This window comes from Desulfovibrio sp. JC010 (genome assembly GCF_010470675.1).
Lineage (GTDB): Bacteria > Desulfobacterota > Desulfovibrionia > Desulfovibrionales > Desulfovibrionaceae > Maridesulfovibrio.
This window is the reverse complement of sequence record NZ_VOIQ01000005.1, coordinates 75,595-95,927: the sequence shown is the minus strand read 5'-3', so window position 1 is coordinate 95,927 and position 20,333 is coordinate 75,595. Positions and strand designations below refer to the sequence as shown.

The window sequence follows — 20,333 nt, the reverse complement described above, 5'->3', positions numbered from 1 at the left end:
TTACCCTTTCAGCCTTGTTATTGCGTCGGTTTCAACGGACTTGAACCGTTTTGCCACCACAATGATTATTGCCAGCACAAGGGTCGCTTCAGCAGCGGCCAACCCCATGACAAAGAGTGCGGCGATCTGCCCCACCGCGCTTCCGGCTTCGGTAAGCTGGGAAGCGGAAACAATGGACAGCCCCGCCCCGTTGAGCATCAGCTCCACTGAAATAAGCATGCCCACCAGCGACTTGCGCCAGACAATGCCGTACAGCCCGATAGCCAGCAGCAGGAGTGCCACCAGTTGATACATTAAAAGAGGACTCATGATACATTCCCCCTTTTCTTTCCTTTCTGCTCAAAGGCCAGCAGCACCGCCCCGGCCATGGCAGCCAGCAGGACCACCGAAATAAGCTCAAAGGCCACCGGATAATCTTCCAGCAGCCCCTTACCGATCTGGGTCAGCGGGACCTCAACCGGAATATTGATGGAAGCAGGCTGAAACTTGATCAGGATGAATCCGATCAGGAATACCGGAGTGATAAAAGTCAGGGCCGCCAGTGCGGACTTACCCGGCCTGCGGCTTCCGGCTTCCACGCCGTGGTCATCAGCCTGAGTGAGCATGATGGCGAAAAAGATAAGCACACAGACCGCCCCCACGTAGATAAGGATCTGCATAAAAGCCATGAACGGAGCAGCCATGAGCATGTACATTCCGGCCACACCCAGCAGGGACGCGATCAACCCTACCATGGCCCGGACCAGACTGTGTGCGCCCACGGCTATGCACCCGCCGCCCAAAATCAGCAGCGTGTAGACAGCAAAAGCGACTTTAGCGAGTGTTTCCATCATGATTCAGTCCCCGCTTCTTTTTCAACAGGTTCAGCTTCAACATTCTTGGGATTTTCCACAACTGTCTCTACGGCTGCAGCTTCAGCCTGTGCGCCGAGCCGGGCCAGCAGGTCCATCTTAAGTTCCTTGCGGTCAGTGACGGTCAGGTAGACATTGGAGGAGTAACGCAATGCCTTGGCCGGGCAGTTTTCCACGCATGAGCCGCAAAGCGAACAGAGCGAAAAGTCATACAGGAATTTCGCAGGTTCTTTGGGAGCTTTGGGCTTCTTGACCTTTTCGCCGCGTTCTTCCGCTTCTTTCATGGCCTGAAGCTCAGCCTCAGTAGGCTTGGGAGCCTTGGCCTTGACCACGGTGATACATTTGCTCGGGCAGGCGGTAACGCACATCATGCAGGCGATGCACTTTGGTTTTGCCGGATCTTTCGGCTTCCCTATCAGTTCCAGCGGTCCCCGGAACCCCTCAAGCTGCCCGGAGGTAACAGTCTCACGCGGGTAATGCAGGGTCACGTTTTTATCGGCAAAGTTTTTGCCCGTGACTTTAAGCCCCACGATAAGGGACCAGAGCGAAGAGACATCGTCCCAGAATTTTTTAAATACACTCATTAAGACGCCCTCCTACAGCTTCATCACAAAAGCGGTGATAAACAGGTTCAACAGAGCTAAGGGCATGAGCCATTTCCAGTTGATATTCAAAAGCTGATCGAAGCGTACGCGGGGATAAGTCCAGCGCAGCCAGATCATGATCAGCAGCAGGGTGTAGACCTTGGCGAGGAACCACCATGCGCCGTCAAAGAACGGGCCATGCCAGCCGCCGAGGAATAGGGCCGCAGCAACGGAGCAGACCACGATCATATTGGCGTATTCTGCAAGGAAAAACATACCGAAACCCATACCTGAATATTCGGTATGGAATCCGGCGGTAAGCTCACTTTCCGCTTCCGGCAGGTCAAAGGGAGCGCGGTTGGTTTCGCCCAGCGCGCTCACAAAATAGATAATGAAGGCCAGCGGCTGCACAAACACATTCCACTGCCACGGCCAGCCGCCCTGCCCTTCCACAATAGTGGTCAGATTCAGGCTTCCGGTCATGAAGGCAATAGCCAGCACGGAGAGCAGCAACGGAATTTCATAAGCTACGGACTGTGCCACGCCTCGCGCCGCACCGAGGATGCCCCATTTGTTGTTTGATCCCCAGCCGGCCAGACAAATTGCCAGCACATTCAATCCGGCGAATGCCAGAATAAGCAGCAGCCCTAAATTCATCTCCATTCCGGTAGCTACAGGACCGAAAGGAATAGGCAGAAAAAGCAACAGCACCGGGAAGAAAGATAATACCGGGGCCATCCAGAAAAGCAGCTTATCCGCGCCCTTGGGAGTGAACAATTGTTTCCCGATCAACTTAACCGCATCAGCCAGCGGTTGCAGCAGCCCCTGCGGCCCCACTTCATAAGGTCCGGGTCTGCGCTGCACAAATCCGGCAACCTTACGCTCAAGGTAGACCAGCACCAGCCCGTTAAGCCCCACAAAGGCAGCAATCGCCACTAAGGCTATGAGTAATTTGATAAGTTCTACTGGCATAAATTTTCTCCTGACTACCGATCAATCTCAGGGATGACCATGTCCAGACTACCCAGAATCGCTACCGCATCTGCCAGCATCGTCCCCTGCGCACATTCGGCGAAAAGCGACAGGTTGGAGAATCCCGGCGCGCGCAGCTTAATCCGGTAAGGAACCTTGCTGCCGTCACTTACGATATGGATTCCGACCTTGCCGCGTGCGCCTTCAGTACTGAAATACGCTTCGCCTGCCGGAGCCTTCCATGTAGGCTTGGGAGCCTTCTTGATGATGTGTTCGCCTTCCGGAAGCTGCTCAAGGGCCTGCTCCACAATGTTCAGGCTCTGCTCGATTTCTTCCATGCGCACCATGTAGCGGGCCATGGCATCAGCTTCATAATAGACCGGAACTTTCCAATCAAAACGGTCATAAATGGAGTACGGCTCGGCTTTGCGGGTGTCGTGTTCCACCCCCGCTCCACGGATAAGCGGCCCGGTTGCGCCGTAGCGGTTGCACATATCGATATCCATATAACCGATCTCTTCGATACGTTTACGCAGGATGATGTTGTCGGTGACCAGATCCTTGTACATGGGCATGCGCTCGCGCAGCCGTTTGATGAATGCGGTACATTCTTCGGCAAAACCGTCATTCAAATCATGAACCACCCCGCCGAAACGGAAATTGCTGTAGGTCAGCCGTGCCCCGGTCACCTTCTGCATCATGTCCATCATAATCTCACGGTCATCAAAACCGTACATAATCGGGGTAAATGCACCGAGGTCCAGCAGGTACGCGCCCCACCAGAGCAGGTGCGATGAAATACGATTCAACTCGGTAAGGATGACCCGGATATATTCAGCCCGTTCAGGAACCTCGATCCCGGCCAGCTTTTCCACTGCGCCCACGTAGGCATGGTTCCACGCCAGCGGATGCAGGTAGTCCACACGGCCCATATTGGGGATAAACTGGACCCAGCTTTTCACCTCGGCCATTTTTTCATGCATACGATGCAGGTAACCCAGCACAGGTTCGGCGCGGACGATGTATTCACCGTCCAACTCAAGGATGACCCGCAGAACACCGTGGGTGGACGGGTGCTGCGGTCCCATGTTCAAAATCATGGTATGCTCGTCCGCACCCTTTTCAAAGTGGTTGGTGTAGTAATCACCTTCAGGAAATGTATTCATAAGATGCCTCCGGCGGCCCCTTCGGGGAGACCAAAGAAACTTTTAGTTTGGCTTCGCCAGCGTTTAAATTAAATTTGGCATTTACTCTTCTGGTGCTGCCTCATCCGGTTGCTCTTCATCAAAAAGCGTAAAGCCTTCTCCTTTAAAAACGATCTTTCCGGGATTGAGAATCTCACGCAGCGGCTTGCGGCCTTTGTCATCTTTAAGCAGAACCCCGTTGGGAGTTTCCGGATCAAGGAGCAATGGCAGGAGATTGGGATGTCCGGCAAATTTAACGCCGTGAAAATCATGACACTCCCGCTCATGCCAGTCCGCTCCCTGAAAGATGGAGGAGATGGACGGCAGTTCCGCTTCATCCCGGCAGACCAGCACCCGGTGGGCAATGCGGCCCGGCTTGGTGAAATGTGCGTAATGATAGGTGATCAGGAAACCTTCAGCCACATCGAGAGCATCGATGTTTTCAAGGTGGTAGGCTTGTTTGAGCATGGCCTCTGCCGCCTGCATAATGTCATCGGACATGAGGAAAACATTCATGGTGATGCCGGAAGTCTCGACACTTCCCTTGCCGACCATGAGCGGGGTTACGGGAAGGCTTAATTGCCCTCCCATGGCTTTAGCATCCATCATAAGGCACGCTCCTTCTGTAAATCTTCAGGCACAGGCCACCAGCGTTTACCGGTCACCTTTTCCTGAATCTGGAACAACCCTTCGAGCAGGGCTTCGGGCCTTGGCGGGCATCCCGGCACATACACGTCTACCGGGATGAGATTATCCACCCCTTCAACAATGCCGTACTGGCCCTTGAACTTGAACGGACCTCCGGAAATGGCGCAGTTGCCGAGAGCAAGAACCCATTTGGGAGCAGGCATCTGTTCATAGAGGCGAACAACTGCCGGGGCCATCTTTTTGGTCACCGTCCCGGCCACGATCATCAAGTCGGCCTGACGGGCGGACGGCCTGAAGACCTCAGCACCGAAACGAGCCATGTCATAGCGGGCCATACCCACCGCCATCATCTCAATGGCGCAGCAGGCCAGACCGAAAGTCATGGGCCAAAGCGACATGGAACGGCAGATATTCATGGCGTCTTCGGCAAGTTCGAGACGGACCAAGCCGTCCTCCACCACATGCCCGCCGGGGGTCAGGAGATCTTTCTCGGCCATGTGAAAACTCCTTTTTTCCAGAAATAAATAATCGCGATTGCAAGAACAGACAGGAATCCGGCAACCTCAATGAAATAGAACATCCCTTCTGTATGGGGATACCAGACTGAAACCGGGAAAAGATAGAGAACGTCCACATCAAAGGCGAGGAACAGCAGGGCGTAGACATAATAACTGATACCGAACTGATTCCATGCCCTGCCGTGCGGTTTCATTCCGCACTCATAGGACATGCCCATGTCCCCGCCTTTTGCACGGGGATGAACGAGGGCAGACAGGATGAGAGGTCCGCCCGCAAAAAGAAGCCCACCTATCAAGAACATGAAGATGGCGAACTGAAGCCAGGAAAAAACCATCCTTCCACCTCTCTTACGTTTTTAGAATTAGTAACACAAAAAGAGCACTAATTGGTTTTTTATAAAATTGCAAACTTGCCGTAAGAAAAAGTCTAAAAAAAATCTGAAAAAGTTTTTAGTAAATATATCTCACCGCCCCTTTGCTGTGTCAAGGAGACTTAAAATATTTACACGGTAATCGAACTGTTAAAGCACCGATAGTTAAATAAATCACAATTCAATCAACTATAAATACAGCAAGTTGAACTCACAGCAGGCAAGTAAAATAAATTTTCCGCTTACTAATAGCACAATTCACAGCATTCACAATAGTTCATATACAAATTATTTCGACACACCAAGGATTTAGCCACGTGAAAGCACATAAAATAAGGGCTGGGAGAAAGAAATATATTTCACAAAATCCAAACAAAACGAATATAGTATCAAATTGACACAACAATACCCAGCCCCGACAAAATAATGGTAATCAGCTGATAAAAAAGGGTGTTTCCACCGACAAGCAGCAGAAACACCCTTTGAACAATCTCAACCTGAGCAAAAAAAGATACAGTAAGAAAAAGTGCTAAATCAATCCTTTCCGGAATAAAAACAGAACTTCCGGTCCGGTTCCTCCTTGACCAGATACATTGCAGTGTCGGCTTTTTTCACCAGCTCTTCAGCGCAGCATCCATTTTCAGGATAAAGACTGATACCGATAGAAGCCCCTACGGAACAACAGATATCGTCAAATATAAATGGATCGTTCAGGCAGTCAATAAACTCTTCTGCGACCCGGGCAATACTCTCCTTGTTGGCAGGCCGCTCCAGCAGCACACAGAACTCATCACCGCCCAAACGGGCAAAAGTATCAGAAGACCGCAAACGGGCTTTGAACCGTTCGGCCACCTTGCCAAGCAGCATGTCTCCGGTATGGTGCCCATACTGGTCGTTGACCTGCTTGAAATCATTGAGATCAATAAAAAGCAGGGCCAGCGTTTCCCCGTAACGTCCGGCATTGGAAATGGATTTACCAAGGCGGTCAAAAAAGAGATAACGATTGGGAACTCCGGTCAGGGCATCAAGGGTAGCCTTCTCCTGCAAATCAAGTTCACAGAGTTTGCGGTGGGTAATGTCTTCCACCACGCCCTCAATATAAAACTCTCCGCCTTCTTCAAAAATGCGGCAGCTTTCAGATATCCAGATCAGTGAACCGTCTTTGCGTCTGAAACGCAGTTCATAATCCGTGAGCGACTTTTCCTTCATCAGTTTTTTGAGGAAGGCTTTGCGGTCACCGGGATTTTTGTAGAGCGTGTCAGTATGGACCATCTCTACAGCTTCTTCAGGGGTTTCATACCCTAAAATCCGGGCCAATGCCGGATTGATCTCTTCAAAGCCGCCGTCAAGGGTTGACCGGAAGATCCCCTCCACAGCCCTCTCAAAGATGTTGCGGTACTTCTCCTCGGCAGCACGCAAGGCTTTTTCGGTTTTGATGCGCTGGGCAATCTCCTGCTCCAAACGGTCTTTCTGTCTTTTCAATTCCAGAAAAACCCCGACCTTTCCCCGCAAGGTAGCAGGATCAATAGGCTGAGTAAGAAAATCCACAGCCCCGGCTTCGTATCCCATACGGGCATAAACCGGATCTTTATAAATAGCGGTCAGAAAAATGATCGGAACCAGACGGCATGAATCCATGCCTTTAATAAAACGTGCAGTTTCATAACCATCCATCCCGGGCATCTGCACATCCAGCAGAATAAGGGCAAAATCATTTTTCCGGCAAAGCCCTATTGCCTCCTCCCCATCCACAGCCTTGTACAACTCCGCCCCTTCGTCTCTCAGTAATCTCTCCAGAAGGGTCAGGTTGACGGCATTATCGTCCACCAGCAATATTTTCAGGCTATTTTCCATGTTTTTCTCAGTTAATATAAAATCAAATTTTATAAAACCCATAAAAACATAATCACAAAACTAAAACGCCGAAGAATTTTCACATATTAAACCCCACAAAATAACAAACACTGTTCTCAAAAGACCCTCCTTCGCAAAACGATCATCTCCATCGAAGACAACACTACCATCAATACTTTTAACATATCAAATAGGCACAAATTATATATTAGACATATAGAACAGCGTTCCATATAAACAGATCAACGGAACACAAAAAGGAAGTCGCAAACAGCAAAAGACCTCCTTACCAAGATAAATATTTCATTTTCAACCTTTGTTCATCACCAGAACAAACATCCTTTCTTCCAGACGGCAAAAGGGAGGTTTGGCGCAACCTGACCCGAACGCCGCAAGCCCCGCTGACGAGGATTTCACCCCCTCATCCAGCGGGGTCTTTCTTTTGGTGGTCATAAGATTACAATTAAGCAACCATTGCGAATCAGGGTTGACTTTTCCCACATAGATGGGCTTTCTGCTTCAAATGACCGCACCTGCTGACAAAAAACACACCTCATGGGACCGCAAAGCCATGCTGCGTTTCCTGCGCTACACCTGCGTAGGCGGCGGAACCTTCCTTTTCGATCTGGCCATGCTTTACCTTTTCACAGATGGATTCGGGTGGTCCCCGGTTTTCGCCGCGGGGCTGGCCTTCTTCATTGCGGTCTCACTCAACTATTACATCAGCCGCAGGCTTGTTTTCAAAGGCACAACCCGTGAATTCAAGCAGGGTTATCTAGGCTTTCTGCTCATTGCCGGAACCGGACTGGCCATCGTTACCGGGGGCATGTACATCATGGTTGATATCTTCAAGTGGCAGTACATCATCTCAAGAATTCTCGTATCTTTCGTAACCGGGATGTGGAATTACCTGCTCAATCTTTATGTTAATTTCAAAGTCGCCGGAAAACCGCTCCTGTAGCCCCTTGCTTTCCTTTTCATAGCGGATTATTTCTCGCTGATGAATTTTTTTGATTACCTGCGCGTGCAATACCGTAAATGGAAGCTGAAAAAAAATAGGCAAGCCGTTGTTGTTCGCGGGTCCTGCAATTTATGCGGAAGCTGTTGCCGGTCCGTATGCTTGTCAGTTGGAGGCAGGTGGCTGAAAAGCAAAAGGAAGTTTTACAAGGAAATCAAAAAAGACACTTCTCTGGCCTGCTTTGAAATCAGCGGTAAAACAGAAGAAGGCTACCTGAAATTCACCTGCACCCGCCTGAACGATAACGGCACCTGCAGCGATTACGAGAACCGCCCCAAACTTTGCCGCAGCTTTCCTTCCCCGTCCATCTTTATGGAATTCGGACAGCTCCCCAAAGGATGCGGGTTCCGCATGTCCACGGAAATTGATTTCGAAAAAGTACTGGATGACGCCATCAACAACAAAGAACATATCAGTGCCGGACACATTCCGGATTGATTACGCCGGGCAAACCGGCATTATTTCCATTATTTCCGAGTTTTTCTTGCCCCGGACCATTGATTTTTCCTGCATTTAAACGCTATTTTGAATCCGCTGCTGATGCAGTGTGATCTTTATCAACATTTATGGTGGATTGGAGTCATCATGAACAATGAAATAAATATAGAATTCGGTGACGGGAAAAAGCTTTCAGCTGTAAGCGATAACTACTGCATAGATATTGATATGCCGGTATCTGAAGGCGGAGAAGGATCCGCCCCGGAGCCCATGCATCTTTTTGTGGCTTCACTGGGAACCTGCGCGGCACACTATGCCCGTAAATTCTGTGAATCAAAATCCCTGCCCATGGATGGACTGGGACTAAAAGTACGCTACAAATATAATGAGGAAGGAAACAGGATCAGCAAATTCACATACGAACTGACCATCCCGGAAGGCTTTCCTGAAAAATACAAAGCCGCCCTGCTCCGTGCGCTGGACCTCTGTCCCATTAAAAAGCTGCTCTTAAGCCCGCCTTCTTTCCAACTGGAAATAGTTTAAATGATTTCTGCTGAATTTCATAATTCAGCTAAAAGCGGATAAGTGAAAACTTGTCCGCTTTTATTTTGAAAACATTCCCAAGATCGTACAATACCGTTCCTCCGCTGCCCGGCTATAAACAGGGCAATTAAATCACCTTAAACCATACGGAGGAACTAATGACACCTACTGAATTTTCTACTCTCGCTGCAAACGGCGCAATTGAAACCATTGACGGAACCATCAATTGTACCGACCTTGACTGGAACCCGCACCCGGCCTTTAAAGGTGTGCATCTGAAGCACCTTGTTACCGGAGAAACAACAGAAGGACAGCTGAGTTGCCACATAGTACGCATTGACCCCGGCTGCACCCTTGAACGCCACATCCACGAAAACCAGTGGGAAATGCACGAAATCATTGCCGGAAACGGCGAGGCCGCGCTTGCAGAAGCAAAAACCACCTACCATCCCGGCAAATCAGCCATAATTCCGAAAGGGGAAGAGCACAGCGTAAAGGCCGGAACAGAGGGGCTGACCCTGCTTGCCAAGTTTTTCCCGGCTTTGATATAAGCGGATACACATGAAAAACAAAAACCCCAAACTGATCTTCCATGAACCGGAGGGACTGCCCCACGTGGCTCTTGTTGAAGCTTCCGGCATCAGCAACCGCTTTCCGCGCCATGTCCACTTCAGCTACATCTTCACCTTGATCGATCAGGGTAAATGCAGGATCAATTTCAATTCCGACACAATTACGTTTAAAGCCGGGGAGCTGTGCATACTGCCCCCCGGCACTGCCCACAGCTGCGAAACAGTCATCAGCCGGACCTCAAAACAACATTCCTATCGGGCCCTGTGCGTTAAAGCGCAGTATATGGCAAAACTCAGTGCTGAAATATGTGACCGCTTCTGCGGAGAACCGGATTTTGATCCCATCCGGGTTTATACTGATTATGACCATACATCGTTTGATGAACTGTTTGCCCTGATCAATACTCCGGGAACAGAGCCAGAAAAACAGGCCGCGCTGGATTCATTCCTTTATCAGATTATCGAGACACACAGCTGCGGCAAAATCATTGCTCAAAAAACAGGCCCGCAACATGGTGCCCTGCACAGGGTTAAAAATTTCATAGATCAAAATTTCCAGCAAAAACTCACCCTGCAAGAACTTGCACAGACAGCCTGTCTCAGCCCGTTTCATCTGCAAAAACTTTTTGTAAATAAATACGGCCGCTCACCGCAGGAATACATCATCTTCAAACGGGTACTGGAAGCGCGCGCCCTAATCGAAAACAACACACCGCTAATTGAAGCTGCACTTAAATCCGGTTTTTCTGACCAAAGTCATTTTTCCCGCCACTTCAAAAAGGTAATAGGAATTTCACCGGGGCAATTTTTAAAAGAGAACGGGTAGCATCCCCGAAGCGGTATTGATAGAATTCCCCGATACAAAGAAAGCACAGCGCAAAGCAGAATAAATAGTGAATATTTTTTCTGCAAAGTCGGTTGACTTACATTGCATGAGAGCTATTCTTTTTAGAAATAAAACCTCAAAAGGAGCGAATTAATGCTTAAAATAACCGAAAAAGCAAAAGAAGTTCTTGATCAGCACTTTGAAGAAAAAGAAAAAGAACCTGTACGCATATATGTAGCTTCCGCATGCAGCGGAACCCGTCTTGCCCTTGGAATCGATTCCGCCAAAGACGGTGATGAAACCATCAATCTTGAAGGATACGACTTTGTCGTAGACAAAGAACTCTTCGAACAGGCCAAGCCTATGGTTATTGACCTGACCCCCATGGGAATCGAGATCTCCTCTTCCCTCGTATTCGAAGAAGCCCAGGGATCATGCGGCAGCTGCTGCGGCGGTTGCTCCTAGCGATCTATAAAGCACCATCTGCTTTGTCGCTGCGAAAAAGCCAGAAACTCACGTATGTGTATACGCTTCGTTCCTGCCTTTTTCTTGCTCCGCGCATCTGGCACTTTCTAGACCGCTATCAAGTAAAAAAAACCGGGACCGTATGGTTCCGGTCTTTTTTTACTTATCAACTGCCATATGATAGATCAGCGCAATGCTGCTTAATAAAAACATCTCGCATATACTGACCGCTGTTCTGCTCTCTTTTTTGCTGTACGGATGTTCAGCCCACAACCATCCGCAAAAATTATCTCCCTATTCAGACTCCATAAGAACCATACTTGAGACTTCCGGCAGCAACCGTGTTGAGTTGGAAAACTTCCTTTCCCGCTATGACGGACAACCGGAAAAACGGCAGGCCGCTGAGTTTATTGTGTCCAACCTGCCGCCTGCGGACCGGGCCGGACTCTCTGCTGATGATCTGGCAGAAAACCTCGACTTTGCCTTCCTCGCCCGCGAATCCACACCATGGGGTAAAGAAGTTTCATGGACAGACTTCCTGCATTATGTGCTACCCCACCGGGTCAGTCAGGAAAAAGCGGTTAATTGGCGCAAAAAATTTTACACTGACCTACTGCCGCTGGTTTCCCAGTGCCAAAGCATGGAAGAAGCGGTTCTGGCAGTAAACCGCTGGTGCTTTTCCAAAACCGGATTCAAATCCACCCAACGCTGGGACCAGAACCCGCTGATGACCATCAACCGCGGCTGGGGCCGCTGCGAAGAAGCCGTAATCCTCACCGTTTGCGCTTTGCGAAGCGTCGGAATTCCCGCACGGCAGGCCATGGTCCCGGCATGGCAGCATTCCAACGACAACCACACCTGGACCGAAGTACAGGTGGACGGAAAATGGCATTACATTGAATCTGCAAACCCGGATTACGGGCTGGACCATGCATGGTTCAGCGGATCGGTACGCAAAGCCCCGCTGGTGGTATCCTATGCATACGGAAATATTGTTTCAGCAGATTATCCGATCCTTGGCCGCTCTTTCGGCTGCACCCTGATCAACAGTACCGGACGCTACGCTCCAGCCAGCAAAGCAACAATTCAAGTGCTGGATGCAACCGGAAAAGCTCTCCCCGAAACAAAAATATTTATCTCGGTTTTAAACTACGCATCTTTTCGCCCGGTTGCCGCAAAAATCTCAGACCGCGACGGCAAGGCTGAAATAACCCTCGGCCCCGGTTCAATGCTCATATCAGCAGCAAACGGAAACAGTTCCGCCTACGTAGGCTCAATCTGGATTCCCGGTGAACAAGCTGCGCGGGATAATATCCTGCTGAAACTTATACCCGGCAACCTTCCCATCGGAGAAGCATCCTTCCGCTTTGATTATAAGGATGAACTGAACATCCCGACTCCTCCTAAAAACTCCGAAGGGTCCAGAAAAGCGGAATTTGATTCCATAAAAAACAAACGTCTGCAAAAGCTTAACGGCATGCGCAAAGCTGCCGGGTCATTCTCAGCAAAACACGCCCCGTCCATTGCAAAAGCAGGCTTGAATACGCCGCAGCTGCAAAAGGCTATCTCCACCTGTCCTTCAAAACATCTGCCCTCCCTTTTACAATCCCTTTCCAGCATGGCCCCGGCAGACCTGCTTACAATCACAGCCGATGAACTTATCCTCAATGCCCGGATAGCAGACACAGCCAGAACAGAGGCAGCAGACAGCGGACTTAAGTATGACGACGCAATTTTCAATCAGTACGTGCTGAATCCGCGCATAATGTATGAACAAAGAAGCAACTGGCGTAAAGAACTGCATGGAAGATTCTCCCTGTCCAAAACCGGAAATCTAAAAAAACTGCTCCGCAAACTTGGACGTTTTACTGCTGAAATTTCGTCAATACAGCGTGGCCCCTTAGGCAATTCATTAAACCCTGAAGAAGTACTGGATACCCTCAAGACCTCGACGGCTTCAGAAATATGTATTTTCAATACTGCAGTACTACGCAGTGCAGGTGTACCTGCAAGGTATCTTGACGAACAACAGTGGATTGAATTTTACGACGGAAAAGAATGGCAGCCGTTTTATCCGCAAAACCCTAAACAGACCGGAAACAAAAATGCGACAACAGAAAGCAGGCACTTCTACTCCCCATGGACAACAGTAAAATTCAAAATTCCATCCTTCGACAACAAGCCAAAGGCACCGCAGTACTTTAAAGATTTCTCAATCTCCAGACTTATAAATAAAAGCCGCTTTCAACTAATTGAAAAGAGTGTAAACGGTAAAATGAACCCCCAAAACAAAACATGGGAAATATCTGTCCCGCAGGGGAACTACTTTTTGATCAGCGTAGATAGAAACGAAAAGAACGAGCCGAACATTTATATCCACAAAATAAAGAAATAAGGCTATCATATGAACAAATTCATGATATTTCATAAATACAAAAGTCCAACTTGCAAGTAACCGATTAATAAAGTATCCACTTTCTAAGATGCACGAACTGCTGGAAAAACAACTAAAAGACACCATCGGAAACCAGTCGGCTGAACTGGCCGATGAATTAAACGATTTCATCGAGCTGGTTGAGAAAACGTACTCCGGCCTTGATGCATCTACCCTTGTACCAGATTCCCCCGCAGTATCTATCTTGCAATTTATTCCGGACCCGGCTTTTATAATCAATAAAGACGGGGTCGTTGTTGCGTGGAACCCGGCACTTGAAACCCTGACCGGAGTCCCGGCAGAAGAAGTGATCGGCAAAGGGGACTTCGAACACATCAAAATAATCCACGGCAAAAGAACCCCCGGCCTTATTGATCTTGTCAACGGGTGTGAGGAAATCGGGGAAATCGAATACGAAGCCATCAGCCGCCGGGGCCGGGCCCTTGCAGCAGAAATATGCATCCAGAATCTAGGCAAACGCAAAAGCACCAACCTGTGGGTCCAGTCCGCCCCGATCCTTGATGAACAGGGTAATTCCATCGGAGCTATTGAATCTCTTCGCGATATTTCGGCAAGAAAACAGACAGAAAATATCAACGAAATCCTGTATAAAATTTCATCTGCCCTGAATTCAGCTGCAGACACCCCCATTTTCATCAAAGAAGTTCACGAAAGCCTTAAACCTTTCATTGATGCGGAAAACTTTTTCCTTGCCCTTTTTGATGAAGAAGAAATGGTCCTTAATTTTCCCTATTATGCAGATGAAAAAGATTTTATATCCCCCACCGAAACCATGCCGGTGGTTGAGGGAAAAAGCCTGAGCGTGGAAGTCATCAAGGCAGGACATCCTCTCCTTCTGGACGAACACGACTTTGAAGACCAAAGAACAAATAAAATCAACCACATCGGTTCTCCGGCAAAATCATGGCTGGGTGTCCCCCTGAAATTCGGTGATAAAATCATGGGCGTCATGGCTATTCAGTCATACGAACAGGCCGGGGTATATACATCTCAAGACATAGACCTGATGGTTGCAATCTCCGAACAGCTTGCCGCGGCACTGCTGCGCAGACAGGCGGAAACAGCCCTGCTGGAAAGCGAGAAAAAATTCCGTTCAATTTTCGAAAACGCGACAGTTGCAATTTTCCAGAGTTCTGCATCAGGCAAACTGACCGTAGCCAATCCGGCACTGGCCAGAATCATGGGCTATGACAATGTAGATGAGATGCTGACCGAGAATGACCGGGCCTCAAGATTTATCTATGACCGGGGAGGGCGTCAGAAATTTCTGAAGCGGTTACTTCTGGACGGTTCGGTAAACGGCATGCTGCTACGCGTTAACCACCGTAACGGTGAAGAAAAATGGGTTACCATCAACGCCCGAACATCTTACGATAAACACGGAAAACCCATCCTCTATACCGGCACAGCATTCGATTCCACTCTTGAAATCGTGGCTGAACGCAAAATTTTCAGACACAAATCCCGGTTCATGCAACTCTTTGAAAGCTCCCCGCAAGCCATCGCCCTGACCGACTCCAAAGGCAATGTGGTGGATACCAACCGGGCATTCACCAACCTATTCGGTTATTCCACAGACGAAGTGGGGCCCTGCTGTGAAAACCTTTCCCCAAGCAACAGCGGAAAAATAAAAGCCAACGTAAAAAAAATCCTCGACGGCGAAACCTACCGAACCGAGGACATGCGCAGACACAAAAACGGCAGACTGATTCCGGTTTCAATCCTCGGCTATCCGTTCATGTATAATGATGAAATTTCGGGAACATTCATAATTTATGACGATATTTCACAGCGCAAAGAATATGAACGCAGACTTTCCTACCAGTCCCTGCATGATTCCCTCACCGGACTGCCGAACCGCACATTTTTCCTTGAACGGCTGGAAGAAGCATTGGACATATCCCGCAATATACCGGAACGGACATTTGCCGTGCTCATGCTGGATATCGACATGTTCAAGCGCATCAACGACAGTCTCGGACATCAGGCCGGGGATGAACTGCTCATCAAAGTGGGCAAGAGGATCAAAGACTGCCTGCGTCCGGCTGACACTGTCGCCAGAATGGGCGGCGATGAATTCGCGGTGCTGATTGATGATTTTACCACCCCGCAGCAGGTAATCCAGATTATCCGCAACATCCGCAATGAAATCCGTAAGCCGGTAAATATTTCAGCCCGCGAAGTTGTAATCAGCTCCAGTATCGGCATTGTTTTCAAGACCTCGACCTACGAACACCCTGAACACATTGTGCGCGATGCCGACATCAGCATGTACAAAGCCAAAGAACAGGGCGTAAACAAATTCAAGGTCTTCAATAAAACCATGCACGAGAAAGCCCTGCAAAGCCTGCTCATTGAAACCGAAATCCGGCAGGGCATCCCGGAGCGGGAATTTTTCCCATACTTCCAGCCGGTCTACAGTATGCAGAACCGCAATCTGGCCGGATTTGAAGCACTGGTTCGCTGGAACCATCCGGAACGCGGCTTCCTGACCCCGGACCAGATCATCCCCGTGGCAGAAGAAACCGGACTGATAGTCGAACTGGACCGGGTCATCCTTTTCGATGCCTGCCGGGCCATGGCCGCATGGATTAAAAATTTCCCCAATACCGAAGACCTTTTCCTGACTGTAAATCTCTCCCCCAGCCAGCTCTCCAAACCGGACCTGGCTGAAGCGATCCAGACGATCATCAATGAAACCGCCATTCCCACGGACTGCCTGAAATTGGAGATAACTGAATCAGCTATCATGGAACGCAATGCAGCTTCCTCCCTTAACCTGAGGAAAATCGGGGAAATGGGCATCAGGCTGGCGGTGGATGATTTCGGCACGGGCTACTCTTCGCTGGCCCAGCTGCAACGTTTCCCGGCCTCCACCGTAAAAATCGACCGTTCCTTTGTCAGCCACATGGCCGGAGACCACGAATCACTCGAGATCGTGCGCGCGGTCAACGCGCTTGGCCACAGCCTTAGCATGGATGTCATTGCCGAGGGAGTGGAGACCCGTCAGCAGCTTATACTGCTCAATGATATCGGCTGCGATTATGTACAGGGATTTTACTTCGACAAACCGCAGACCATGGACGATGCCGAAAAACTGGTCAAAATGCGTTCCGAAGGGTTCTGCCCTCCCGGATTGACTTCAATATAATCACCCTACTCTACTGCGATATTTCACTATCCCTGCTTGTTAGCTGGTCATTTTGCGTGTATATCCTGAAAAAAGAACTGTCATTTTCAGGAGTAAATATGAAACACACAATATCCGCACTGGTAAGAAACAAAACCGGGGTTCTGGCTGAGTCCTCAGCTGCTTTTCAAGACAACGGAATCAACATCACTTCCATTTCCTGCGGCGAAACCGAAAATATGGATGTTTCGCGCATGGTCATTTGCGCCGAAGGCAGCAAAGAAGAAATCACCAAAGTCACCGAAGAACTCAAAGCCATGGATTTCGTCATTCAACTTGACGACCTTGCCCGCAAAGAATTTGTGGACCGCGAACTGGTACTGATCAAGGTGGAAGTAAACAAAGACACCATGTCCCAGATCATGCAGATTTTCGAAGTTTTCCGGGCTGATGTTGTCGGCATGGGCCAGAAGACCATCACCGTCGAACTGAGCGGGGATCAGGAACGGGTTGAAGGACTGGTAAAAATCCTGCAGCCGTTCGGAATTAAAAGTTTATGCCGCACCGGCATGATCGCGCTTAAGCGCGGGGATGAATAGCACCCAGTTACAGAGTTGAATCGAACTAAAACTGAACATCCGAAAAAGGTGCGCATATGACCATCACATCACTAGATGAAATTGTTGCAGCAGTCCGAAACCATAATCAGCCGGCACGGGTGGCAATAGCCCCGTGTGCTGAAGAGTTTGTTATCCGCTCCGCCCTTACCGCACACAAAGAAGGCATTGCCGAACCCATTTTCATCGGCAACCGCGAAAAATCACTGGCGGTGGCAAAAGAACACAGCTTAAACATCGACGGTTTTGAATTCCACGAAGAGAACGACGATGCGGAAGCTGTAACCAAGGCTGTTGCATTGTTCAAAGAAGGTAAAGCCGATCTGATCATGAAAGGACTGGTCAGCACCAGCACAGTGCTCAAGGCCATCCTCAACAAACAGACCGGCGTGCCGACCAAAGGCATCATCAGCCATGTAAGTGTGTTTGAAGCTTCGTCAACACAAAGACTGATTCTGCTTACCGATGCCGGAGTGAACATCAAACCGAACCTGCAACGCAAGGCGGATATCCTGCGCAATGCACTGGATGTCGCCCGCAAACTGGGAATAAAAAAGCCCAAGGCTGCTGCCCTCGCTGCAACGGAAAAGGTAAACTACCCGGCCATGCCTGCCACTCTGGACGCGGACATTCTTGCCAAGATGGCGGCTGAAGATGCCTTCGGTGACGCGGAAGTTGCCGGCCCGCTGGCCCTTGATCTCGCTATTTCCCGGACAGCAGCCACCTGTAAGGGCATCGACAATCCGGTGGCAGGCTGCGCAGACATCCTGCTGACCCCGGAAATCGAAAGCGGCAACATCCTCTACAAGGCCCTGACCACCATTGCGGACAAAACAATGGCCAGCGTGGTAGTGGGCAGCGATGTCCCCATTGTGGTCTCCTCACGAGGCGACTCAGACAGTTCCAAGTTCCATTCCATTGCACTGGCCTGCTACCTTTCCGGAATGTGAACTTGAGTACTTTTTGCTTAACAACCGGCTCCTGTAACAAAACACAGGAGCCGACTGCCCAAAAACAAGGCGTAAGAAGATGAAAAGACTTATCACCGGATTTATGATCGCCCTGCTGCTGATCCCGGCTTGCGCCTTTGCCAGAACACTCACCTTCGCCACCGACCCTTTTCCGCCATTTTACTATGAAGAGGACGGAACCCCGAAAGGCATACAATACGAACTGGCCAAGATAGTATTCAGCAAAATGCAAACCCGTTTCAAAATTGTATTTGTCCCTTGGAAACGGGCCTTGCTGATGGCTGAATCCGGAAAAGTTGATGGGGTTTTCGGCCTGCGCAAGACAAAGGAAAGGCTGCGCTGGATGATTTATCCTGATGAACCGCTCATGGAAGTAAATACGGTAATTTTCAAACGGGTGGACAGTCCATTTGAATACACAGGTATTTCAGCACTGAAAGGAAAGAAAATCGGTATAATTAAAGGATATACCTACGGTAAAGAATTCGACGAGAGCACTCTCTTCAAAAAAGAAGAGGTCGCTGACCTGCGTCATAATTTCCTGAAAATGCTGGCCGGACGGATTGATATGGTAGCGGCTTACCGGGCCGTGGGAATCCATGTCTTGAACCAGATGGGACTGCAGGGCCAGATTATACCCTGCCCCGGCAAAATCCATGTCAGTCCGCTTTATATCGGATTCTCAAAAGAACCGGGAAATGGGAAAATCAGTCGGGAATTTTCCCGGATTCTCAATGAATTTAAAAAGTCGGATGAATGCAAAGAACTCATGCAAAGACTCGATATTCCGCAGGAATTGATTTCGCCATGCCAATAAAAACGTATAAATCAGGCATGGGCTGATGAGCAGAGAACCCAGACCCCAGAACCGATCAGAGCAATGCCGAATACGGAACTCATTGTAATATGCTCCCGGTAAATTACCGCCCCCAGAGGAATCAGGCAGGCCATAACCACTCCGTTCACCAGTATAGGCAAAGTGTTTACATTGGCTCCGGCCTTGTATGTAAGCAGCACACCTATTTCAATTCCGAAAACCGCCAACCCCAGCAGCAGAACAGGCCAGTTTTTAACGCTGACCACCTCCAGGACATCAATACGCCCGGTCTGGAAAAACATTCCCGCAAGACTGAAAATCATGGCAATGGCATAGGCAAAAGCCAGTGATCCGAAGATCGATCCGGTACCGGCAATACTTTTCTGGGCAAGGTGATAAATCACGGAAGAAGCCACAACGACCGCGATTGAACTGTAGAGAGCAAACATTTCATTTTCCCCTTAAATAAAGTAATCTTTTCTAAAATCATGCAAATTGATTGTTTGTTGAGATAACTAGCCCCGCTTATTAACTTTTACCACTGAAACTTATTCATTTACTGTATGAGCAAAAATAATGTTACCAAACTGGACCTGAACCTGCTGGTCATACTGGACACCATCTTTTCTGAACGCAGCCTGACCATGGCCGGGAAGAAGCTGTTCATGACCCAGTCTGCGGTCAGTCATGCCCTTTCCAAGCTGCGGCAGCATTTTGATGACCGCCTCTTTATCCGCCGGGGCAACATCATGGAACCCACCCCGCTATGCAAGACAGTTCAAAAAAACATCTCCCCCAGCCTTAAGACGATCATCCAATCCCTAGCCGACCGGGGTGAATTTGAACCGGCCTCTTCAAAACGGACTTTCTGCCTTGGGCTGAGTGATTACCTATGCAAACTCCTGCTGCCGAACATACTGCAAAAAATTGATGACACTGCGCCGGGCATATCTTTGCGGATCATACAGACAACCTATGAACAACGGGCGGAGATGCTGCAAAACGGCAAGCTTGATGTTTTTCTGGGCTGTACTCGAGACTACGGGGCCGGGGTTCTTAAAGAAAAACTGTTTGAAGACAGGGAAGTGTGCGTAGTCCGCGACGGTCATTCCATTCAGGGTAGGGTAATGGACGAAAAAGAAATGGCCGATAATGAATTTGCCGCCCTGTCCCTTTCCGAGACCGGACTGGGATTTCTGGAAGATTATCTCTACAGGAAAGGCGTGCAAAGGCGGATCAAAGTTGTGCTGCAACAGGAAACAGTCATCCCTGCAATTGTGGAGAATTCCGACCTTGTAGGCAGCGTGGCCCAGCGTCTTGCTGAGATGTACGCCAGAGAGGGAAGATTGCGAATTGTAAGGATGCCGCTGGAAAATACTGTTTTTGAAGTATTTCAACACTGGCACACACTCAATGATAATGACCCGGCGCAAAAATGGTTGCGCAGAATCATCAGCGAAGCAGCAGCCACATTGCCGTCATTGGATGCTTAATAAAAA

The 20,333-nt window shown here is 49.2% G+C and carries 22 protein-coding genes; 12 read left to right on the top strand and 10 right to left on the bottom strand.

From position 1 onward, the window contains the following. The 9 genes from nuoK to FMR86_RS07120 form a co-directional block, all read right to left on the bottom strand. The gene (gene nuoK / locus FMR86_RS07160; protein WP_015851376.1) at positions 1 to 309 is read right to left on the bottom strand and encodes an NADH-quinone oxidoreductase subunit NuoK; all 309 of its coding nucleotides are present in this window, start codon (positions 307 to 309) and stop codon (positions 1 to 3) included. Then, positions 306 to 833, bottom strand: a complete 528-nt coding sequence (locus FMR86_RS07155; protein ID WP_163350411.1) for an NADH-quinone oxidoreductase subunit J — start codon at positions 831 to 833, stop codon at positions 306 to 308. The genes nuoK and FMR86_RS07155 overlap by 4 nt, the downstream gene beginning before the upstream one ends. Next, complete coding sequence (locus tag FMR86_RS07150; RefSeq protein WP_163350410.1) at positions 830 to 1,435, bottom strand: 4Fe-4S binding protein; 606 nt, start codon at positions 1,433 to 1,435, stop codon at positions 830 to 832. Before FMR86_RS07150 ends, FMR86_RS07155 begins: the two co-directional genes overlap by 4 nt. A 12-nt stretch (positions 1,436 to 1,447) precedes the next feature. Then, on the bottom strand, positions 1,448 to 2,407 hold the full coding sequence (gene nuoH, locus FMR86_RS07145) for an NADH-quinone oxidoreductase subunit NuoH (RefSeq protein WP_163350409.1): 960 nt from the start codon (positions 2,405 to 2,407) through the stop codon (positions 1,448 to 1,450). Between the two features lie 14 nt (positions 2,408 to 2,421). After that, positions 2,422 to 3,573, bottom strand: coding sequence for an NADH-quinone oxidoreductase subunit D (locus FMR86_RS07140; RefSeq protein WP_163350408.1), 1,152 nt, complete (start codon positions 3,571 to 3,573; stop codon positions 2,422 to 2,424). Between the two features lie 81 nt (positions 3,574 to 3,654). Beyond that, positions 3,655 to 4,200: an NADH-quinone oxidoreductase subunit C gene (locus FMR86_RS07135; RefSeq protein ID WP_239057169.1), complete on the bottom strand. Its 546-nt coding sequence runs from the start codon at positions 4,198 to 4,200 to the stop codon at positions 3,655 to 3,657. Further along, positions 4,197 to 4,736, bottom strand: coding sequence for an NADH-quinone oxidoreductase subunit B (locus tag FMR86_RS07130; RefSeq protein ID WP_163350407.1), 540 nt, complete (start codon positions 4,734 to 4,736; stop codon positions 4,197 to 4,199). Before FMR86_RS07130 ends, FMR86_RS07135 begins: the two co-directional genes overlap by 4 nt. Then, entirely contained in the window at positions 4,715 to 5,092 is a 378-nt protein-coding gene (locus FMR86_RS07125; protein ID WP_163350406.1) for an NADH-quinone oxidoreductase subunit A, read from the bottom strand. Before FMR86_RS07125 ends, FMR86_RS07130 begins: the two co-directional genes overlap by 22 nt. 570 nt (positions 5,093 to 5,662) lie before the next feature. Next, the gene (locus FMR86_RS07120) at positions 5,663 to 6,982 is read right to left on the bottom strand and encodes a diguanylate cyclase domain-containing protein (protein WP_163350405.1); all 1,320 of its coding nucleotides are present in this window, start codon (positions 6,980 to 6,982) and stop codon (positions 5,663 to 5,665) included. A 523-nt stretch (positions 6,983 to 7,505) separates the two neighbouring features. On the opposite strand from FMR86_RS07120, the gene FMR86_RS07115 reads away from it, so the two are divergent. The 11 genes from FMR86_RS07115 to FMR86_RS07065 all read left to right on the top strand — a co-directional run bounded on the left by FMR86_RS07115 (position 7,506) and on the right by FMR86_RS07065 (position 18,834). Beyond that, positions 7,506 to 7,943, top strand: coding sequence for a GtrA family protein (locus tag FMR86_RS07115; protein ID WP_163350404.1), 438 nt, complete (start codon positions 7,506 to 7,508; stop codon positions 7,941 to 7,943). Positions 7,944 to 7,982: 39 nt separating this feature from the next. Next, positions 7,983 to 8,438 carry a YkgJ family cysteine cluster protein gene (locus FMR86_RS07110; protein ID WP_163350403.1) on the top strand — a complete coding sequence of 152 codons (456 nt, stop codon included), beginning with the start codon at positions 7,983 to 7,985 and terminating at the stop codon, positions 8,436 to 8,438. A gap of 147 nt (positions 8,439 to 8,585) precedes the next feature. Further along, positions 8,586 to 8,981 carry an OsmC family protein gene (locus FMR86_RS07105; RefSeq protein WP_163350402.1) on the top strand — a complete coding sequence of 132 codons (396 nt, stop codon included), beginning with the start codon at positions 8,586 to 8,588 and terminating at the stop codon, positions 8,979 to 8,981. 158 nt (positions 8,982 to 9,139) lie between these two features. Beyond that, positions 9,140 to 9,532 (top strand): cupin domain-containing protein, encoded by a 393-nt coding sequence (locus FMR86_RS07100; protein ID WP_163350401.1) that lies wholly within the window; start codon positions 9,140 to 9,142, stop codon positions 9,530 to 9,532. Positions 9,533 to 9,542: 10 nt separating this feature from the next. Continuing rightward, positions 9,543 to 10,379 (top strand): AraC family transcriptional regulator, encoded by an 837-nt coding sequence (locus FMR86_RS07095; RefSeq protein ID WP_163350400.1) that lies wholly within the window; start codon positions 9,543 to 9,545, stop codon positions 10,377 to 10,379. A gap of 153 nt (positions 10,380 to 10,532) precedes the next feature. Then, the gene (locus FMR86_RS07090; protein ID WP_163350399.1) at positions 10,533 to 10,844 is read left to right on the top strand and encodes an iron-sulfur cluster biosynthesis family protein; all 312 of its coding nucleotides are present in this window, start codon (positions 10,533 to 10,535) and stop codon (positions 10,842 to 10,844) included. Positions 10,845 to 11,037: 193 nt separating this feature from the next. After that, complete coding sequence (locus FMR86_RS07085; protein WP_163350398.1) at positions 11,038 to 13,239, top strand: transglutaminase domain-containing protein; 2,202 nt, start codon at positions 11,038 to 11,040, stop codon at positions 13,237 to 13,239. Positions 13,240 to 13,327: 88 nt separating this feature from the next. Next, positions 13,328 to 16,450: an EAL domain-containing protein gene (locus FMR86_RS07080; RefSeq protein WP_163350397.1), complete on the top strand. Its 3,123-nt coding sequence runs from the start codon at positions 13,328 to 13,330 to the stop codon at positions 16,448 to 16,450. Positions 16,451 to 16,548: 98 nt separating this feature from the next. Continuing rightward, a complete protein-coding gene (ilvN, locus tag FMR86_RS07075; RefSeq protein ID WP_163350396.1) occupies positions 16,549 to 17,028 on the top strand; it encodes an acetolactate synthase small subunit in 480 nt (159 codons plus the stop codon). 56 nt (positions 17,029 to 17,084) lie between these two features. Continuing rightward, positions 17,085 to 17,996, top strand: coding sequence for a phosphate acyltransferase (locus tag FMR86_RS07070; RefSeq protein ID WP_163350395.1), 912 nt, complete (start codon positions 17,085 to 17,087; stop codon positions 17,994 to 17,996). Positions 17,997 to 18,075: 79 nt separating this feature from the next. After that, positions 18,076 to 18,834, top strand: coding sequence for an ABC transporter substrate-binding protein (locus tag FMR86_RS07065; protein WP_163350394.1), 759 nt, complete (start codon positions 18,076 to 18,078; stop codon positions 18,832 to 18,834). 11 nt (positions 18,835 to 18,845) lie between these two features. On the opposite strand, the gene FMR86_RS07060 is transcribed toward FMR86_RS07065, so the two are convergent. After that, the gene (locus tag FMR86_RS07060) at positions 18,846 to 19,283 is read right to left on the bottom strand and encodes a hypothetical protein (RefSeq protein ID WP_163350393.1); all 438 of its coding nucleotides are present in this window, start codon (positions 19,281 to 19,283) and stop codon (positions 18,846 to 18,848) included. A 114-nt stretch (positions 19,284 to 19,397) separates the two neighbouring features. Between FMR86_RS07060 and FMR86_RS07055 the strand changes: the two genes are divergently transcribed. Then, positions 19,398 to 20,327, top strand: a complete 930-nt coding sequence (locus FMR86_RS07055) for a LysR family transcriptional regulator (protein WP_163350392.1) — start codon at positions 19,398 to 19,400, stop codon at positions 20,325 to 20,327. The last annotated feature ends 6 nt before the right edge of the window (positions 20,328 to 20,333 follow it).

Bases quoted from the DNA above. Each gene is read 5' to 3' on its own strand.
- nuoK (WP_015851376.1), bottom strand. From the start codon at position 309: ATGAGTCCTCTTTTAATGTATCAACTGGTGGCACTCCTGCTGCTGGCT.
- FMR86_RS07155 (WP_163350411.1), bottom strand. From the start codon at position 833: ATGATGGAAACACTCGCTAAAGTCGCTTTTGCTGTCTACACGCTGCTG.
- FMR86_RS07150 (WP_163350410.1), bottom strand. From the start codon at position 1,435: ATGAGTGTATTTAAAAAATTCTGGGACGATGTCTCTTCGCTCTGGTCC.
- nuoH (WP_163350409.1), bottom strand. From the start codon at position 2,407: ATGCCAGTAGAACTTATCAAATTACTCATAGCCTTAGTGGCGATTGCT.
- FMR86_RS07140 (WP_163350408.1), bottom strand. From the start codon at position 3,573: ATGAATACATTTCCTGAAGGTGATTACTACACCAACCACTTTGAAAAG.
- FMR86_RS07135 (WP_239057169.1), bottom strand. From the start codon at position 4,200: ATGATGGATGCTAAAGCCATGGGAGGGCAATTAAGCCTTCCCGTAACC.
- FMR86_RS07130 (WP_163350407.1), bottom strand. From the start codon at position 4,736: ATGGCCGAGAAAGATCTCCTGACCCCCGGCGGGCATGTGGTGGAGGAC.
- FMR86_RS07125 (WP_163350406.1), bottom strand. From the start codon at position 5,092: ATGGTTTTTTCCTGGCTTCAGTTCGCCATCTTCATGTTCTTGATAGGT.
- FMR86_RS07120 (WP_163350405.1), bottom strand. From the start codon at position 6,982: ATGGAAAATAGCCTGAAAATATTGCTGGTGGACGATAATGCCGTCAAC.
- FMR86_RS07115 (WP_163350404.1), top strand. From the start codon at position 7,506: ATGACCGCACCTGCTGACAAAAAACACACCTCATGGGACCGCAAAGCC.
- FMR86_RS07110 (WP_163350403.1), top strand. From the start codon at position 7,983: ATGAATTTTTTTGATTACCTGCGCGTGCAATACCGTAAATGGAAGCTG.
- FMR86_RS07105 (WP_163350402.1), top strand. From the start codon at position 8,586: ATGAACAATGAAATAAATATAGAATTCGGTGACGGGAAAAAGCTTTCA.
- FMR86_RS07100 (WP_163350401.1), top strand. From the start codon at position 9,140: ATGACACCTACTGAATTTTCTACTCTCGCTGCAAACGGCGCAATTGAA.
- FMR86_RS07095 (WP_163350400.1), top strand. From the start codon at position 9,543: ATGAAAAACAAAAACCCCAAACTGATCTTCCATGAACCGGAGGGACTG.
- FMR86_RS07090 (WP_163350399.1), top strand. From the start codon at position 10,533: ATGCTTAAAATAACCGAAAAAGCAAAAGAAGTTCTTGATCAGCACTTT.
- FMR86_RS07085 (WP_163350398.1), top strand. From the start codon at position 11,038: ATGCTGCTTAATAAAAACATCTCGCATATACTGACCGCTGTTCTGCTC.
- FMR86_RS07080 (WP_163350397.1), top strand. From the start codon at position 13,328: ATGCACGAACTGCTGGAAAAACAACTAAAAGACACCATCGGAAACCAG.
- ilvN (WP_163350396.1), top strand. From the start codon at position 16,549: ATGAAACACACAATATCCGCACTGGTAAGAAACAAAACCGGGGTTCTG.
- FMR86_RS07070 (WP_163350395.1), top strand. From the start codon at position 17,085: ATGACCATCACATCACTAGATGAAATTGTTGCAGCAGTCCGAAACCAT.
- FMR86_RS07065 (WP_163350394.1), top strand. From the start codon at position 18,076: ATGAAAAGACTTATCACCGGATTTATGATCGCCCTGCTGCTGATCCCG.
- FMR86_RS07060 (WP_163350393.1), bottom strand. From the start codon at position 19,283: ATGTTTGCTCTCTACAGTTCAATCGCGGTCGTTGTGGCTTCTTCCGTG.
- FMR86_RS07055 (WP_163350392.1), top strand. From the start codon at position 19,398: ATGAGCAAAAATAATGTTACCAAACTGGACCTGAACCTGCTGGTCATA.